This window comes from Spirosoma sp. 209, assembly GCF_002006735.1.
Lineage (GTDB): Bacteria > Bacteroidota > Bacteroidia > Cytophagales > Spirosomataceae > Spirosoma > Spirosoma sordidisoli.
This window is the reverse complement of sequence record NZ_MVEC01000002.1, coordinates 249,558-266,175: the sequence shown is the minus strand read 5'-3', so window position 1 is coordinate 266,175 and position 16,618 is coordinate 249,558. Positions and strand designations below refer to the sequence as shown.

Here is a 16,618-nt window from a genome sequence, read left to right as displayed (position 1 = left end):
CCTGGGTCGATGCCTCGTTTAGCTGCTTCGTTCATCATTAATTTTTGCTGTCGAGCGTGGCTAGTTTCTGTTTGGCTTCAGCGACGATGGTTTGGTCGGATGAGTTTTCGATAATGGAGTTGAGCACGGCTTTGGCCTGAGCGGTTTCTTCCAGGGCTACATTGTTATCGGCAACCAGCATGAATGCTTTTCCTTTCCAGTATTCAAAATCGCCAAACTGTTCGTTGAACTTCAGCAGCGAAGCAATGGACTCTTTGTACTTCTTCTGTTTATAGAGAATATCGCCGAGGTAGTACAGCGCTTCAGCTCCGTTGACATCTTTGCCCAGGGCTATGGTTTTATCCAGTTCGGTTTGGGCCGTCTTGTAGTCGCCTTTGGCGAACGCCACTTTACCAAGCATCAGCTGAGCCCGGTTTTGCGCACCCGGCACAACGTTACCGCCCGTAACGACGTCGCGGGCAATGGCAGCGGCTGAATCAGGCTTTGGCATGGCAAAGTACGTATCCATCAGCCCCAGCTGGGCCGTTACCTGAGCGGCTTTATCGTCGGCTTTGCTGATAATCAGCTGGTAGTTACGAATAGCGCGCGGGTAGTTTTTCTGCTGGGTCTCCAGCTCGGCCGCCCGGGTGGCTGCCCGAACCAGGAAGCTGGACCGGTTATCGGTAATAATCTGGTTAAAGTAACGCAGAGCGTTGGTTGCATCGTCGGTTTGCCGGTACGATTCGGCCAGATAATACCGGGCTTCGTTCAGGTTAGGACTGGCTGGGTACTCCTGCAGGAACGCGATGAACGACTGGATAGCCTGCGCATATTTCTCGTTGGCGTATATGTTACGGGCGTTTTCGAACTGCACCCGCTCCACATCTGTACTCCCCGGGTTGCTCTTTTTATACTGCCCCAGCACCTGCGAGAACTCCTCGGGTCGACCGGCGTCGTTGAGCGTATTCTGAATACCCAGTAAAGCACTTTGAGCCTGCTCGGAGTCGCCGTAATTGTCCAGAATTCGTTTGTAATCCGCTACGGCGGGGTCGTACTGTTGCAGGTTACCGTAAGCAATAGCCCGTTTCAAGAGCGCAGCCGGCACCAGTTTGCTATTGGGTTTACCGTCGATAAGCTTCGAGAAACCACGAATAGCTACCTGATAGGCGCCTTTTTCAAAATCTACGTTGGCCGTCTGGAACAAGCTCTCGTCAACGAATCGCGAGTTGGGAAACTGACGCTGTACCTGGTCGAACTGCGCCTTGGCTTCGGCATCCCGACCTACATAGCTGAGAATGACTGCTTTCTGGTAAGCCGCGTAATCTTTGTCCGGGGCGTTACGGGCGATGGCCTGATCGTAATATCGCATGGCATTCTCGTACTGCTTGCCGGCAAAATAAGCGTCGGCCAGCCGGATCGTGGCGTCCAGTACCTGTGCCTGCTCGTCATTGTCGGCTTTCCGGCTCACGAAGTCACGGAAGTAGGGTAGGGCCCGGGCGTAGTCTTTCTTATTGTAATAGGCGTAACCCAGCGCATACAGGCTTTTGGACGCATACTCACCCGCTCCTTTGGCAATACTGGCATATAACGGAATCGCTGTATCGTATTGTTTCCCCGCTGAATAGGCCTCCGCTTTCCAGAACTGAGCCGCCTGCTGCAGCGCATTATCGACCGGATACCGGAGCGATTTGTCGAGGTTGGCTACCGCCTGGGGGTACCGCTCGGCGTTGAACTCATTGACACCCTGATTATAGGTCAGGCGCTGGTACGTTGTATTGATCCGGGGAGTCCGGCGTTTCAGTCCTTCAATGTACGCGATAGCCGCCGGGTAATTGTTGGATGCGAAATAGGCTTCGCCCACCAGCTCGTTGGCTTCGTTCTCAAACTTGCTGTCGGGATACTGTTTCAGGAACGCTGTGAGTTCCTTTACGGCATCGGCGCCGTTGTTCTGATCAACGAGCAGCTTGGCATGATTGAACCGCGCTTCTTCCTGAATATCCCGATTGAACGACAGCCGTCCGGCCTGATCAAAGGCGTTGAGGGCGTAGGTAGGATTCTGTGTCTGGAGATAGCTTACCCCAAGGGTATAGGCGGCATACTGGGCGGTTGTGTCTTTCCCCGTTGCCAGCGATTTCAACTGGGTGATGGCATCAGGATAGGCCCCCGTCCGGAAGAGCGACTGTCCGTAACGGAACCGTACGGCCCCCGGTGCTTTGGCTCCTGCAGCGGCTATGTATTGCTTATAATAGGGGATAGCCTTCGCGAACTGATTTTGCTGGTAATAGACTTCGGCCGTAAACAGCGCTACTTCGCTCAGGCCCGCCCCGTTTGAGCGCCGGAGCAGGGGCTCAGTATAGGCCAGCAGGTCGTCGAACCGGCGTTGTCGGTAGAGAGCCTGCGCAATCCAGTTAGGCACCTGGTTTTGATAGATCGGATTGGTTTCAACGCGCCGGAAATCGGCCACGGCTTCGTTGAAGTTCCGATTCCGGAAGTTGATAACCCCGGCATAGTAGGAAGCCGCGGGAGCGTCGGTCGAGTTGGGGTCGAGTTTTACCTCATTCAGCAAAGGCAATGCCCGCTGCAGATCCTGGGTGTTGTAATAAGATAACGCCAGCTGATATTTATACCGGCTGTTGTTTCCACCCTGAGCAACCGCTTTCTCAAGAAAGCCAATGGCTTTGGTGTAATCTTCACGGGCAAAATAATAGGAGCCGAGGTCGCCGTAGAGCTGACTGGCTTTAGGATGGGCGCTATGGTTTTTGACGAAGCGATCGACCAGCAGTTCGGCACCGGGCTCATCGACATACAAGCTGGTCAGCGCGATGTAGTATTCGGCATCGACGGCATTCTGATCGTTGGTGTTGAGCAGCGTACTGGCGCCCTGGCCCCGGCGGGGTTCGAGATACTGCCGAAACTCATACCGGGCTGCGGCATAGTTACTGCGTTCGAAAAGTTCGAGACCGTTGCGGTAATGGTAATCGGGTTCCTGGTAACTCTGGGTTCGCTGGGCCAGCGCCGACAGCGTAGTAAACAGCCCAAAAGTCAGCAGACAGAGTTGTCGACAGCGCTGACGGGATTGGGAAGGATGATGGGGCATAGTTGATTGTTGCTAAAATTAGTACCCGGAAAGACGCAGCCCGCAGGAATCATTGGGAGCGCTCCGTGTATGTCTAATGTTCCCGGCAAGGGGTTTTGTAACGGTTATTTCACCCAGAACGTCGTAACTTCGCCGACAAAATGACAAAGTTCAATTCAATCTGGACAAAAAACGAAGGTATTCCCGTTTCCGTATGAAAAAAAACGCCCGGCTCTTTTATTTACTTACTGTCTGGACACTTTTCGCTTCTCTACAAACGCTTGCTGTTCCACGCTTCGTTACCGATGAAAATCTACCGGCTCCGGCCCCTGGCATCTCCTACGTGTTGTCGATGCCAGAGCCCCAAACCCACTACTTTGAGGTAGAAATGCAGCTGAAAAACAGCGCATCAGCCACCAGTGCCAGGAAGAATGGATACGTTGATATCAAAATGCCGGTCTGGACGCCCGGCTCGTATCTGATTCGGGAGTACGCCAAAAACGTGGAGGCTTTTTCGGCTTCGGCCGCCGGGAAACCTGTTCGCAGCGAAAAGGTCCGCAAAAATGCCTGGCGCGTTTACTCCACAGACGATAACCTGACGGTTAAGTACCGGGTCTATGCCAACGAGCTAACTGTCCGGACGAGTTTCGTTGACGCTGACCACGGCTATGTAACGCCAGCCAGTGTGTTTATGTACGTGGAGGCCCTTAAAAATCAGCCGCACCGCGTGGTGGTACAACCCTATAAGGACTGGAAGAAAGTAGCTACCGGACTGAAGACCATCAGCGGGTCCCCCTATACGTACGAAGCCGCCGATTATGACCTGCTGGTCGATTCGCCGATCGAGATCGGGAATCATAAAACGTTCTCTTTCACCGCTTCCGGTATTCCGCATACGGTGGCAATGTTTGGCGACGTGACCTATGACGAGAAGCGTCTGGCCGCAGATTACACCCGGGTTTGCGAAACCGCGGCCTCGGTAGTTGGCGAGCATCCCTGTACCGATTATACATTCATTGTCCATCACATTCCGCAGGGCGGGGGTGGTCTGGAACACCTGAACTCCACTACGCTCGAAACCTACCGGACAGCCTACGCCACCGAAGCCAGTTACAAAGGATTCTTCACGCTGGTAGCCCACGAGTATTTCCACCTCTGGAACGTAAAACGAATTCGGCCGATCGCGCTGGGGCCCTTTGACTACGACAACGAGAATTATACAACCATGCTCTGGTTGTCGGAGGGCTGTACATCGTTCTACGAAGATTATATTCTGCGCCGGGCCGGCTTCCACAGTCCGGAAGCGTATCTGGGTATTGTGGCCAATGATATCACCCAGATCGAAAATCAGCCGGGTAGCCGTGTACAATCCGCATCAGAGTCGAGCTGGGACGCCTGGATTAAAGGATACCGGCCGAACGAGAATTCGGCCAACACGACTATTTCGTACTATAGTAAAGGATCGGTGCTCGGAACTCTGCTGAATCTGACCATCCTGGCCGGCAGCAACGGCGCGCGCAACATGGATGACCTGATGCGGCTGCTCTATACCGAGTACTACAAAAAGCAGAAGCGCGGGTTCACCGATGCTGAATTCCGGCAGGCAGCTGAACAGATGGCCGGTCGGAAACTCGACGATTTCTTCGGTACGGCAGTCAATAGCACCAATCCAATCGATTACAACGCTTATTTCGCTCCGGTCGGTCTGCAGCTGACTAACGTAGCCGGTCGTACGCAGGACGGTTTTCTGGGTGCCGGTACTACGGTTCAAAACGGCAAAGTGGTGATCTCGAGCGTTAGACGTGGGTCGGCCGCTTATACGGATGGGCTGAACGTTGGAGACGAAGTGCTGGCTGTTGACAGTGTACGGGTGGGTGATGATCTGCTGCGGTTAATTAGTGGCCGTCGGGTGGGCGACAAGCTGGACATACTCGTCAACCGAGCTGGTCTGGTTCGTAAGTTGTCGATAACCCTTACGCAAAACCCGCTGGTAAGCTATCGGCTGGAACCAGTCGCCAATCGGACAGATGCCCAGAAAGCGCTGTTCAATAAATGGTTGTATATAAAATAGGTGAAAGCTGACCCGCAATTCGGTAAAGCGGCTTTGGCATTTTTTGTCAAAGCCGCTTTTTTTAGCTTCTGAAAGACTTTTAATTCTATGGATATAGATATTGTCGTAATGCAGTGTTAGTGTATCATATGTATGATTATAGAAAATTATCAGCTTGATAAGTATATATATTTTAATATTCATAAATATACAACCTTTTTCGTTGTCGTACTCTATATTTAGGTTAAAAGCTTGGATCGACTCTCGTTATTTCCTGAGGCAATGATGACTATTGCTGTATACGTGTCGACTATATGAGAAAATTATATAGCCTGATATTCCTCTTACTGGTGTTGTTAAGTGCTGGCGAAGCACGGGTATGGGCACAGAAACCTTCAGGGGCGTCTGCGCCCATACCCGTGCCCGCCGTATGTGGCACCGTTACGCCCGCAAAAGGCCGGACAGCAGAATTGAACCGGTTATCTAAACTGGCGCTGGGTATAAAACAAGCCAACGCGGCCGCTAACACAATTACCCATATCCCCATTCGGCCTCATATCTATCGGCGTAGCAACGGTACGGGGGGATTTAGTCTGGCTGCACTCAACAATGTAATTGCCCTGACTAATTCGTACTATTTGCAAAACGGGTATGGGCTGCAGTTTTATCTGGCCGGTACGTCGCCCAACTACATCGACGATGACGCCCGTTATGCGGTGTTCAACTATACTGACGAAGAAGGCATGGTCGGGTCTACCACTGTCAACAATGCGTTGAATCAGTATTACGTGCAGGATTTCAGTAACGGTATTGGCGGGTATGCCTATTTCCCTGAAAACCTGATGCAGACAACCCGGTCCTTTATACTGGTTGGTGGGCCAGAAACAGAAAATGACCTGGGTAATCGGCTGATACCGCACGAGCTGGGTCATAATTTTGGGCTGCTGCATACATTTGAACGCGCCATTGCTACCGAGCGGGTAACCCGCAATCCAAACGAGGTTTCTCCCCGTTTACCGGCCAATTGCACAACAGCGGGCGACTTTGTTTGTGATACCCCCGCCGATCCGTTCGGCCTGCCGGGCGCCAGCACGGCCTACAGCGCTACTCCTTCGTGCCTTACCTATACCGGCACCACCCTGGACAGTAATGGCGACTCCTATAATCCGCTGATGACCAACATCATGTCCTACTATTTCCCGTGTAAGCATGATTTCACGCCGGGTCAGTATGATCGGATTCAGGAAGCGCTGGCGCTGCGCGAAACCCATACAGCCTACTCTCTGACGTTTCCGCCTACCGCGGTTCAGGCCGTGACGAACCTTCAGGCGTCGGTTGGTCTTTCAGGCGCTATTGCCCTCAGCTGGCAGGATAATGCCAGTAACGAAATGGGGTACTTTATAGAGCGGGCAACCGCTGCCGCCGGACCGTTTATTGCCATTGGTGGTGTAGCACCCGATGTGAGCGTGTTTGCCGATGCCCGGGTAACTACCGGTCAAACGTATTATTACCGGGTGAGGCCTTCCAATACCAGTACAGGAGCAATGAGTACCGTAGCAACGGTAACCGCTACAGGCACTCTTTACTGCCGGCCGGGTTTCAGTTACGGTGCCAGCACAACCGAACCAGATGGGCTGAACGCCGTATTCCTGAACGGAGAAACGCTGAGTACGCAATCCGGGCCTGCAGCCAACGGGTACAACGAATACAGGCCTTCATCGCTGACCGTTGTTCCGGGGCAGGTGTGTAATCTGAACGGTTCCTTTTTAAGCACAACCCAGCAGGAAGGCATTTCGGTATGGCTCGATACGAACCGTAATGGCGTTTTTGAAATCGGTGAGCGGGTGGCTTCCGGTCTGTCGACGAGCCAGTTTTCAGTGAGCCTGACAATTCCATCCAGTGTAACGGCCGGGCAACTGGCCATGCGCATCATTGTCTTACCCAACAGCATAGCCAGCGCTACCGGAGCCTGTGCCAACTACACCTATGGCGAAGCTGAAGATTATTCGATTACGGTACAGACGGGTGGGTGTGCGATACCGACCGACCCGACGGTCAATCCGGGTATAACCACAGCTTCTCTTTCGTGGTTGCCGGCCGGTGGCGCTACTGGTTTCGCCCTCCGCTACAAACTCGTGAACAGCCCGACCTGGATCAATCTACCGTCGACTACGACCCCAACCTACTCCTTAACCGGTCTCTCGCAGGGAACCGCTTATCAGTGGCAGGTACGATCTGACTGTGGTGGTAATGTATCGCCCTGGGTGGGGCAGCTCTTCGTTAGCCTTTGTCCCAACGGTCCGGTCAGCACAACGACATCGGCCCTTACCGAACAATCGGCAACGCTGAGCTGGACCGGCGGCTACGCGCCTTACGAAGTACGTTATCGTACAGAACCAGACGGTGCCTGGCAGTTACAGTCGGGTATTACGACAACCACATACAATCTAACCGGCCTCACGTCGGCTACCACGTACAGCTGGCAGGTACGCAGTCGCTGTTCAGCTGAGGGTGGTTCGTTGTACACTTCCCTGACCAGCTTCACGACACCGGGCTACTGCCGTCCTGTATTCGGAGCGGCTACCAACTGCACCGATGGCGACGCTATTACCTCATTTATACTGAGCAGTACGGCGCTGAGTCTAAACTCGGGATGTTCGGCGGGGGGATACGGTTCGTTTACATCGGTATCGGCTACCGTAGGAGCCGGAAACAGCTACACATTTACCGGTACAACGGCATCCAACCTGTATGCCCCCGGGCAGGGCGTGGCCGTCTGGATCGATCTGAATCGTAACGGGCAGCTGGAAACCGGCGAGCGCGTCTATGCCATGACTGAACTGATGCCCGTAGGGCAGACGACATTCAGCGGGAGTTTCAGCATTGCGTCCGACACCGGGCCGGGGCTGCTCACCATGCGGGTACTACTGGTGTATGGGCAGATCCCATCAGCCAGTTGTGGCAACTATAACTACGGAGAAGCCGAAGATTACCGGCTACAGGGAGAAGCGAACTGCCTGAGTATGGTCTCGGTGAAAGATGGAGACTGGAACGACCCTACCGTCTGGTCCTGCGGTCGGGTGCCAACGGCGAACGACCTGATTGAAGTCAGTCATGTGGTTAGTTTACCGGCAGGCTATACCGGTCATGCGCAGCGTATTCGTATCAACACCGCCCGGAAACTGGTATACGGCACCGGTAGTCAATTGCGGATTGGGCAGGTCAATTAAATCGGAAGGTAACGTAATCAAAAACGCAGCGAGACGTCTGTCAAAGAACGGACGTCTCGCTGCGTTTTTGATTTTTGTAGGCAAGTTGCTAATCAGTAGATTATACGTCTTCTGGTAGCACGGTCCGGCTATCACTTCGGGGTTATGCCTCGCCCACCAGCATCAGCGCACCTACCGTTACGTTGCTCGTTTCATCGATCAGGATCGCACCACCGGTGGCGCGGTTCTGTTGATAAGGATCAAAGCTTACCGGCTGGGCGGTGCGTAAGACAACCCGGGCCAGGTCATTGAGCGCCAGGCTTTCTACGCCCTCTATTTTTTCGTAGGTGTTTACATTGAGCTGGTGTACAATCTCCCGTACGGAGCATCGGGTCCGGGCGGTGCCAACCTGCAACACGTATTTACTGCCTACCCGAAGTTCTTTGGTATCCATCCAGCAGAGCATGGCTTCTACCGTTTGGCTGGTGAGTGGCAGGCCGTCGGAGCGAACCAGCAGGTCGCCCCGGCTGATGTCAACGTCCGTGGCCAGGTGAAGAACCACCGACTGCGGAGCCGTGGCTTCGGTCAGGTGCTGCCCGGCAATTTCAATGGCGTCGATCGTGGAGGTTTCGCCGGAGGGGAGTACGGTGATCGAGTCGCCCGTGCGAAACAACCCACTGGTAATTTTACCGGCATAGCCCCGGTAGTCGTGGAGTTCGCTCGTCTGGGGCCGGATTACGTACTGCACCGGAAAGCGACCGGCTGCACCTGCGTCTGCACTGGCTACCTCATCTACCTCGATGGTTTCCAGATGATCGAGCAGCGTTGGGCCATCGTACCAGGGCATCGTCGTTGAACGGTCAACTACGTTATCGCCGTTCAGCGCACTGATGGGGATGTAGGTGACCTGGCTGACGTTCAGATTCCGGGCCAGCTCGGCGTACTGAATGCATATATCCGAAAAAACATTCTGCGAATGCCCCACCAGGTCCATCTTGTTAACGGCTACCACGATGTGTGGAATGCCCAGCAGACTGGCAATCAGGGAATGACGCCGGGTTTGCTCAACGACACCCTGCCGGGCATCGATCAGCACAATAGCCAGCTGACAGTTCGAGGCACCCGTTACCATGTTGCGCGTATACTGGATATGCCCGGGGGCGTCAACGATGATAAACTTCCGTTTCGGCGTCTGGAAATACCGGTAGGCAACGTCGATCGTAATGCCCTGTTCGCGCTCGGAGCGTAGCCCATCGGTCAGCAGGGCCAGGTCAACGGTTCCATCGTCGCGACCTTTGGTAGCTCGTTCAATGGCTTCGAGCTGATCGGCCAGAATGGATTTGGAGTCGTAGAGCAGTCGGCCAATGAGCGTACTTTTTCCATCATCGACGCTGCCGCAGGTTATAAAACGTAAAAGATCCATTGTAAATGAGTGAAAGATGGATGAAACAGCCAGGTAGGCAAGTGAGTCGGCAGACGCACCTGGTTACCGGTTTACCCAATCATCCAATTAAAAATAGCCTCCTTTTTTCCGGTCTTCCATTGCCGCTTCGGAGAGCTGATCGTCCATGCGGGTTTCGCCCCGTTCGCTGATGCGGGTGGCCTGAATTTCGGCGATAACGGCATCCAGCGTGCCGGCCTCAGACTCAGACGCGGCTGTGCATGAAATATCACCCACCGTGCGGAACCGTACGGTTCGGGTAACGAGCTGATCGTCGGCTTCGGGTTTGATAACCCCACCGGCCGTGGCCATCAGCTTGCCATCCCGAACGAGTAACTCGCGCTCGTGGGCAAAATACAGGCTGGGTAAGGCGATATTCTCACGCTGAATGTAATTCCAGACGTCCAGTTCGGTCCAGTTAGAGATGGGGAATACGCGCACGTTTTCTCCTTTGTGGATACGCCCGTTGTAAAGGTTCCACAACTCGGGACGCTGCCGTTTGGGGTCCCACGAGCCAAACTCATCCCGGACCGAAAAGACCCGTTCTTTGGCGCGCGCTTTTTCTTCGTCTCGTCGGGCACCGCCGATGCAGGCGTCAAACTCAAACTCTTCGATGGCGTCGAGCAGGGTAAACGTCTGCAGGCCGTTACGGGTGGCGTTGCGACCGGTCGGCTCCTTCAGCTTTTTGGTCCGGATCGTATCTTCTACGTAGCGAACAATAAGCCGTTCGCCGATCCGGTTTGTCAGCTCATCGCGAAAGTCGAGGGCCTCCTGGAAATTATGCCCCGTGTCGATATGAAGCAGCGGGAACGGAAATTTGCCCGGCCGAAACGCTTTGAGGGCCAGGTGAACCAGCGTAATAGAATCTTTACCGCCCGAGAATAACAGCGCCGGCCGCTCAAACTGCCCGGCTACCTCCCGCAGGATATGAATCGCTTCCGATTCGAGTTGATCGAGATAATCCATGTTTAGTGAGTGAGTTAGCGAATGAGTGAATTAGTGAATACAGACCAGGTCGCCACCATTCGCTTATTCATCAATTTATTCATTCTCTCATTTAGCGTGTAGCCCGCATTCTTTTTTTGAGTTGTCTTCCCACCACCAGCGGCCGGCCCGGAAATCTTCGCCTGGCTGTATTGCGCGGGTGCACGGCTGGCAGCCAATACTGACAAAGCCCCGGTCATGGAGCGGGTTGTATGGTACGTTATGGTCTTTGATGTACTGTTTTACCTGCTCGAAGGTCCAGTCCATCAGTGGGTGAAACTTGAACAGGTTGTGCGAATCGTCCCACTCGAGCTGCGTCATGGTCTGCCGGTTGGGCGACTGCTCGGCGCGTATGCCCGTGATCCAGATTTTCTGACCGGCCAGCGCGCGGTTGAGGGGTTCTATTTTCCGGATGAAACAGCACTCCTTCCGGTTTTCGACCGAGTCGTACATACTGTAGGGTCCCTTGCCGGTCATCAGGCTTTCGACCGATTCCTGTTTGGGGAAATAGGCTTCGATTTTAGCACCGTAGCGGTCGTTTGTTTTTTTCCAGACCGAGTAGGTTTCGGAAAACATGCGGCCCGTATCGAGGGTGAAGATGCGGATCGGGATATCGTTGGCCAGAATCAGGTCGGTGATAACCTGATCTTCGTAACCCAGGCTGGTTGAAAAGACAACCTGTCCGGGAAACTGGTCGGCCAGGGTCCGTAGCGCTTCAACAGGGTCCTGGCCGCGCAGTTGCTCTGCCAGGATGTCTAGTGTGGGGGTGTTTGGTTCGGCAATCATAGTTGTATGGCCTCCTGAATCGGAACGGACCTTGGCCGGCCCGTCCGATTCGATTACTGTAATTTAACCGCTTTGCCCGTTTTGGCTGATTGGCGCGCGGCATCTAAAATTTCCATGACAATCAGGTTATTCTCCACCGACGTAAGCTCGTCTGGTTTCGTCTGGCCCCGCAGCAACTGGGCCAGATACGCAAATGGATCAGCCGCCGGGGCGGCCGTGGCGGGAGCTTCGAGAGCCTGTTCGGCCTCTTTCTCTGTCCGCCGGATACGCATGCGCGACTTGTCGAGGGTGAAGACAGAGCCGGTCTGGCCGTATACCTCCATATCTTTCCGGGCATAGGGCCAGTTCCAGGACGCCTGAATGACGGCCTGAGCCGTTGGGTACGTCAAAACGATGGTCGCTTCGTCATCTACCTTGGGGTAAATGTCGGGTTTGATCTGCTGAGTAACGGCCAGAACCGATGTAGGCCGCTGGCCTCGCATGAGCCAGGTCGACAGGTTGGCTCCGTAACAGCCAAAATCAAACAAGGCACCCGCCCCATTGGTGGCCGGGTCGGTAAGCCAGACCAGAAACTCGGGCATAACCCCGATTTCTTTTGGCCCCTGGTGGCCGTCGTGGACAACAATCTTTCGAACATCGCCAATGGCTTTATCGCGATGCGTGATGCCGTAAGCGTGGTGATTGCTCGTATACCAGGTTGTTTCGTAATTGGTAAGAAGCTGTACGTTATGTTTTTTAGCCAGGGCTGCCATCTCTTTTGCGTCAGCATAGCTCGTGGCCAGCGGCTTCTCAACCATGACGTGGATGCCCCGCGGAGCGCATACCTTCACCGTTTGCAGATGATCGACGATCCGGCCAAAATCCGTTACGGCTTCTGGTTTGGTTTTGTCGATCATTTCGGCCGTGGTGTTGTAGACCAGACTCATGGGCAGTTTGTACTGCTTCACAAACCGCTCAGCCAGCTCCCGATTCGGCTCGGCAATGCCGACAATTTCGATACTCTTTCCGTTTAGTCCCAGAATCTGGTGGACGTGTGAATGGACCAGACCGGCCACGCCCACCCGTACTTTGCCGGACGTAGTTTGCGCGCCCGCTGCCTGAGCGAGTATGCATATGGAAAACAACAGGACTAAACGACGAATCATGAGCGTAGGGATTTATGGGTTATGGGTATAGTACTACCAATAAACCCGTTAGGCCCGTTCCTTTACTATATCAGCACTGACCGTTAGCGCCTGCCCGAAATCGGCGATCAGGTCCTCGACCGCTTCCAGACCGACAGAAATCCGGATCAGACCGGGCGTAATGCCCAGGGCGGCTTTTTCGTCGGGTTTCAGTTTGGCGTGGGTGGTCGTGTTGGGGTTCGTTACAATCGTGCGCGAATCACCCAGGTTAGACGAAAGGGTGGGGATCTGGAGAGCATCGAAAAACGCGCTGACCCGGTCGAAACCACCTTCGAGTTCAATGGTGATGATGGCTCCACCCGCACTCATCTGTGCTTTCGCCAGTTCGTATTGCGGATGCGAGGGCAGGAACGGATACAACACCCGATCAACCTCGGGGTGCGCGTCGAGGGCTTCGGCCAGCGCCAGGGCATTGCGGCAGTGGCGCTCCATCCGCAGATCGAGGGTCTCGAGACTTTTGGATAATACCCAGGCGTTGAACGGCGAGAGCGAAGGGCCCGTATGGCGCGCAAAAAACCGGATGGGCTGAATCAGGTCGGCCCGCCCTACCACGATACCACCCAGCACCCGCCCCTGGCCATCCATAAACTTCGTGGCCGAATGAACCGAGAGGTCGGCTCCCAGATCGAGCGGGGTTTGCAGGATGGGCGTGGCGAAGCAGTTGTCGACGTTCAGAATGAATCCGTATTTCGCTTTCAGCCGGGCCAGCATGGCCAGGTCAACCAGCTCGAGGCCGGGGTTGGAGGGGGTTTCCAGATACACCATGCGCGCGACCGGCCGATCGGCGGTGGGCTGTATGGCGGCTTCCCAGTCGGCCTCGGTAGCGGTGGCGTCAACGTAGGTATGGGTGATGCCCCACTTGCTCAGAATCTGGGTGATGATCTGGTGAGCCGAGCCAAACAGCGCGCGGCAGGCTACTATGTGATCGCCCGACTTGAGCAGGGCGGCCATACTCGCAAAAACGGCGGCCATACCCGTGCCCGTGGCAATACCATCTTCCGCATTTTCGAGCATGCATACCTTCTCGACAAACTCCGATACGTTGGGGTTTGAAAAACGGCTGTAGATGTTTCCCGGCTCGGTTTCTTCGAACAGTGCTTTTCCCTGTTCAGCACTCTCAAAGGCGAAACTGGAGGTCAGGTACAAAGGAACCGAGTGCTCGCGGTTGAGCGACTTCGGGGTTTGCGTCCGGATGGCTTTGGTTTGTTTTTGCATGCTTTACTCCCGAACCCAACGGTTCGGCTGAAATCGTATAGAATGGAACGAAGTCGGCTACCGTTAGGTGGCGTGACTCAAAAAAACAGGATAATCTTTCGCAGGCTGACCAGGATCACGACAATGCCTACCAGCACCATCATCGTTTTTACGGGTAATTTCTGGGCCAGTTGAGCCGCAATCGGGGCGGCAATCATACCGCCCAGAATCAGTCCCAAAATAACCAGCCCGTAATTGCCTAGGCCAGCGTACAGGGCGAAAACTACAGAACTGGAGAACGAAACAAAAAATTCAGCCAGGTTCACCGAGCCAATCGTATAACGCGGGTGCCGACCGGCAGCAATCAGCGTTGAGTTCACAATGGGGCCCCAGCCACCACCACCAATGGCATCGACAAAGCCGCCGAACCAGGCCAGCAACCCAATGCGTCGGACGGGCTTTTTCTTAATTCGTTTGACGAGGGCTTTCCGGATGATGAGCGCGCCCAGTATGGCCGTATAAACCGAAATGGCTGGCCCCAGGTACTTGGATACGATCTCAAGGTCTGCGAGCTGGGTAATCAGGAATGCGCCCAGGGCGGCTCCGATCACACCCGGTATCAGCACCACTTTGAACAAACGGCTGTTGACGTTGCCAAACTTAAGGTGCATGTAGCCCGACACGCCCGAGGTGAAAATCTCGGAACTGTGAACGCTGGCCGTGGCAAACACGGGACTGATACCAACGCTGGTCAGAAAGGTTGTAGCGGTTACCCCATACGCCATGCCCAGCGCTCCGTCGATCATCTGCGCCGTGAAACCGGCCAGGATGAAATAAAAGATATCCGGCGACAGATCGATGGCCGTAGCCATAACCGTTAGCCGATCGAGGGTAAAGTAGCTGAATAGCAGGTGGCCAACGACCATCAGCGCCAGCGCTGAGAAGACGTAAACCGCAATCTCTGTGCGCGTTCGCCGGCGTAACAGATTGGCATACCGCTGCCGGACCGGTTTGTGAACGCGTACGCCAATGCCCGGAAACTCCGCCCGCAGCCGGTCGGCCTGCTGTTCGGCGTTTTCACCCTCCAGCGTGACAGTCAGGCCGGTAAGGTCGAACGAAAACGGTTTGCCTGGCAGCGGGTCAGTACCTGACGAAGGCGTCACTATGTCGTTTGATTGCATAGTGTTTAAATCCTATCGAGATAATAGATTAATATACTTATGAAAAACGGCACAAGTCCGTGCCGCTGTTGAGATGAAGGGTAGCCGCAAAGGTAAGCAGAGGAGGGGCAAAGATGCAAATCGGCCGACTGGTGTTCAGCCGGTTCGCAAGAGTTCGGCGATCAAAATACCGAGGTACGTACCGATTGCGTTCCCGAGCGTGCCGACCAGCACGGCAGGTAGCTGCAAATCAGGTCTGCCCAGGCTTTTGGCGAGCGCAAGCGCCGAAGTAGCCCCGCCAATATTAGCCTGGGAGGCAATACCCAGCACGGCCCAGTCCTGCCTGAATAGCGCACCGATTCCGAACAGAATGCCACCGTGAACGAGCACCAGCAGCAAAATCATGCCAAACAGAATAATGGCCAGCTGGCCATCGCGAAGCAGGGCGGCTATATCGCAGTAGGCACCGATAACGGCCAGGAATATATATATCCCAAAAAGGCCCAGAAGTCGGCTACCCCGTAAGCGATTAATGGCTCTGAACTGAGCCAGCACCAGCGCCATGGTTGTCAGAATAAGCACGAAAGGAACACCCGGAACGACCGCGGCCAGCTGTTTCGAAAGGAAAATAGAGCCTATACCCAATGCGAGCAGCAGGGCCAGATCGTTGGGTGTCATGGTTTCAGAGTCCTGGTAAGGATTGCCACCACCCTTGTCTGTCGTGTCCGTTTGGGTCGTGGGGAGTGTACGCGGAAAACGCTGCTGCAAAAAGCGGGGTACGGCCAGCGTCACGATCATCCAGAGAGTTGTCATGATGTTATCGGCTGCTGTGGAAGCAATGAACAGATTGCCGGCTTTGGAAACCCCGTAATGAAGGGCCACGGCATGGAAATTGACACTCCCCCCGATATAGGTTCCCGTGAACATGCCCGCCAGGGCGTAAAAGAGCGTTCCGATTGTCTGGGGTGCAGAAAAGGCCCAGACGCTGGTCAGCACACCGATAATTGTGCCCACGGAGCCGATCAGATACATAGTCAGCATCGGCAGGCCGGCTTGTCTGAGGTCCTTCAGATTAACACTGAGCAGCAGTAAGAACAGCGAGAATGGCGCGACGTAGCCAAAGATACCTTCGTAAATGGGGGTTTCGACGGTGGGAATGATTCCAAGATTGGCTTCAATGGCAGTGACAACGATGACCAGCAGAGCTGTTCCGATGTGATGCAGACCAGGTCGGCGGGCCAGCCATTCGCAGATAACCACATTCAGACAAAGAACGAATAGGATGAATAGTGAATCAAACACAGGAAAAGATAAGTCTTGGGTTGGTAAATATACTTAATAGACTGTTGTTCGGGTAATTGGCTGATTCAGTCAGCCCAAATATCATTAGGCTATTGGTGTAATATGTAAAATATTTACTAGAAAAAATCGGTATTTGCCCAACAAAGATGTTATTTGCAGTAAGTTTCACTACTTAATTTTAACTAAGTTTAACACATATGAACAGAAAATTACTACTGAGTTTGTGTTTGTTTTTGGGCTTAGCAACACTGGC

General features: G+C 54.2%; 10 protein-coding genes. 2 read left to right on the top strand and 8 right to left on the bottom strand.

Going from position 1 to position 16,618, the window contains the following annotated elements; translation table 11 throughout:
- Nucleotides 1-37 precede the first annotated feature (37 nt).
- Nucleotides 38-3,076: a tetratricopeptide repeat protein gene (locus tag B1C80_RS04285; RefSeq protein WP_077919828.1), complete on the bottom strand. Its 3,039-nt coding sequence runs from the start codon at nt 3,074-3,076 to the stop codon at nt 38-40.
- Between the two features lie 193 nt (nt 3,077-3,269).
- Here B1C80_RS04285 and B1C80_RS04280 point away from each other — a divergent pair, with 193 nt between their 5' ends.
- The gene (locus tag B1C80_RS04280) at nt 3,270-5,126 is read left to right on the top strand and encodes a M61 family metallopeptidase (protein WP_077919827.1); all 1,857 of its coding nucleotides are present in this window, start codon (nt 3,270-3,272) and stop codon (nt 5,124-5,126) included.
- Nucleotides 5,127-5,419: 293 nt separating this feature from the next.
- Nucleotides 5,420-8,335, top strand: coding sequence for a GEVED domain-containing protein (locus B1C80_RS04275; protein ID WP_077919826.1), 2,916 nt, complete (start codon nt 5,420-5,422; stop codon nt 8,333-8,335).
- Nucleotides 8,336-8,477: 142 nt separating this feature from the next.
- On the opposite strand, the gene B1C80_RS04270 is transcribed toward B1C80_RS04275, so the two are convergent.
- The 7 genes from B1C80_RS04270 to B1C80_RS04240 form a co-directional block, all read right to left on the bottom strand.
- On the bottom strand, nt 8,478-9,737 hold the full coding sequence (locus tag B1C80_RS04270; protein ID WP_077919825.1) for a sulfate adenylyltransferase subunit 1: 1,260 nt from the start codon (nt 9,735-9,737) through the stop codon (nt 8,478-8,480).
- Nucleotides 9,738-9,824: 87 nt separating this feature from the next.
- Entirely contained in the window at nt 9,825-10,721 is an 897-nt protein-coding gene (gene cysD / locus B1C80_RS04265) for a sulfate adenylyltransferase subunit CysD (protein WP_077919824.1), read from the bottom strand.
- An 87-nt stretch (nt 10,722-10,808) separates the two neighbouring features.
- Nucleotides 10,809-11,525 (bottom strand): phosphoadenylyl-sulfate reductase, encoded by a 717-nt coding sequence (locus tag B1C80_RS04260; RefSeq protein WP_077919823.1) that lies wholly within the window; start codon nt 11,523-11,525, stop codon nt 10,809-10,811.
- Nucleotides 11,526-11,578: 53 nt separating this feature from the next.
- Entirely contained in the window at nt 11,579-12,670 is a 1,092-nt protein-coding gene (locus B1C80_RS04255; protein ID WP_077919822.1) for a Gfo/Idh/MocA family protein, read from the bottom strand.
- 48 nt (nt 12,671-12,718) lie between these two features.
- Nucleotides 12,719-13,924: a PLP-dependent aspartate aminotransferase family protein gene (locus B1C80_RS04250; protein ID WP_077919821.1), complete on the bottom strand. Its 1,206-nt coding sequence runs from the start codon at nt 13,922-13,924 to the stop codon at nt 12,719-12,721.
- A gap of 77 nt (nt 13,925-14,001) precedes the next feature.
- Nucleotides 14,002-15,084: a sulfite exporter TauE/SafE family protein gene (locus tag B1C80_RS04245; RefSeq protein WP_077919820.1), complete on the bottom strand. Its 1,083-nt coding sequence runs from the start codon at nt 15,082-15,084 to the stop codon at nt 14,002-14,004.
- Between the two features lie 135 nt (nt 15,085-15,219).
- Entirely contained in the window at nt 15,220-16,365 is a 1,146-nt protein-coding gene (locus tag B1C80_RS04240; protein WP_077919819.1) for a DUF819 domain-containing protein, read from the bottom strand.
- Nucleotides 16,366-16,618 lie beyond the last annotated feature (253 nt).

Bases quoted from the DNA above. Each gene is read 5' to 3' on its own strand.
- cysD (WP_077919824.1), bottom strand. From the start codon at position 10,721: ATGGATTATCTCGATCAACTCGAATCGGAAGCGATTCATATCCTGCGG.
- B1C80_RS04275 (WP_077919826.1), top strand. From the start codon at position 5,420: ATGAGAAAATTATATAGCCTGATATTCCTCTTACTGGTGTTGTTAAGT.
- B1C80_RS04280 (WP_077919827.1), top strand. From the start codon at position 3,270: ATGAAAAAAAACGCCCGGCTCTTTTATTTACTTACTGTCTGGACACTT.
- B1C80_RS04245 (WP_077919820.1), bottom strand. From the start codon at position 15,084: ATGCAATCAAACGACATAGTGACGCCTTCGTCAGGTACTGACCCGCTG.
- B1C80_RS04285 (WP_077919828.1), bottom strand. From the start codon at position 3,076: ATGCCCCATCATCCTTCCCAATCCCGTCAGCGCTGTCGACAACTCTGT.
- B1C80_RS04270 (WP_077919825.1), bottom strand. From the start codon at position 9,737: ATGGATCTTTTACGTTTTATAACCTGCGGCAGCGTCGATGATGGAAAA.
- B1C80_RS04260 (WP_077919823.1), bottom strand. From the start codon at position 11,525: ATGATTGCCGAACCAAACACCCCCACACTAGACATCCTGGCAGAGCAA.
- B1C80_RS04250 (WP_077919821.1), bottom strand. From the start codon at position 13,924: ATGCAAAAACAAACCAAAGCCATCCGGACGCAAACCCCGAAGTCGCTC.
- B1C80_RS04255 (WP_077919822.1), bottom strand. From the start codon at position 12,670: ATGATTCGTCGTTTAGTCCTGTTGTTTTCCATATGCATACTCGCTCAG.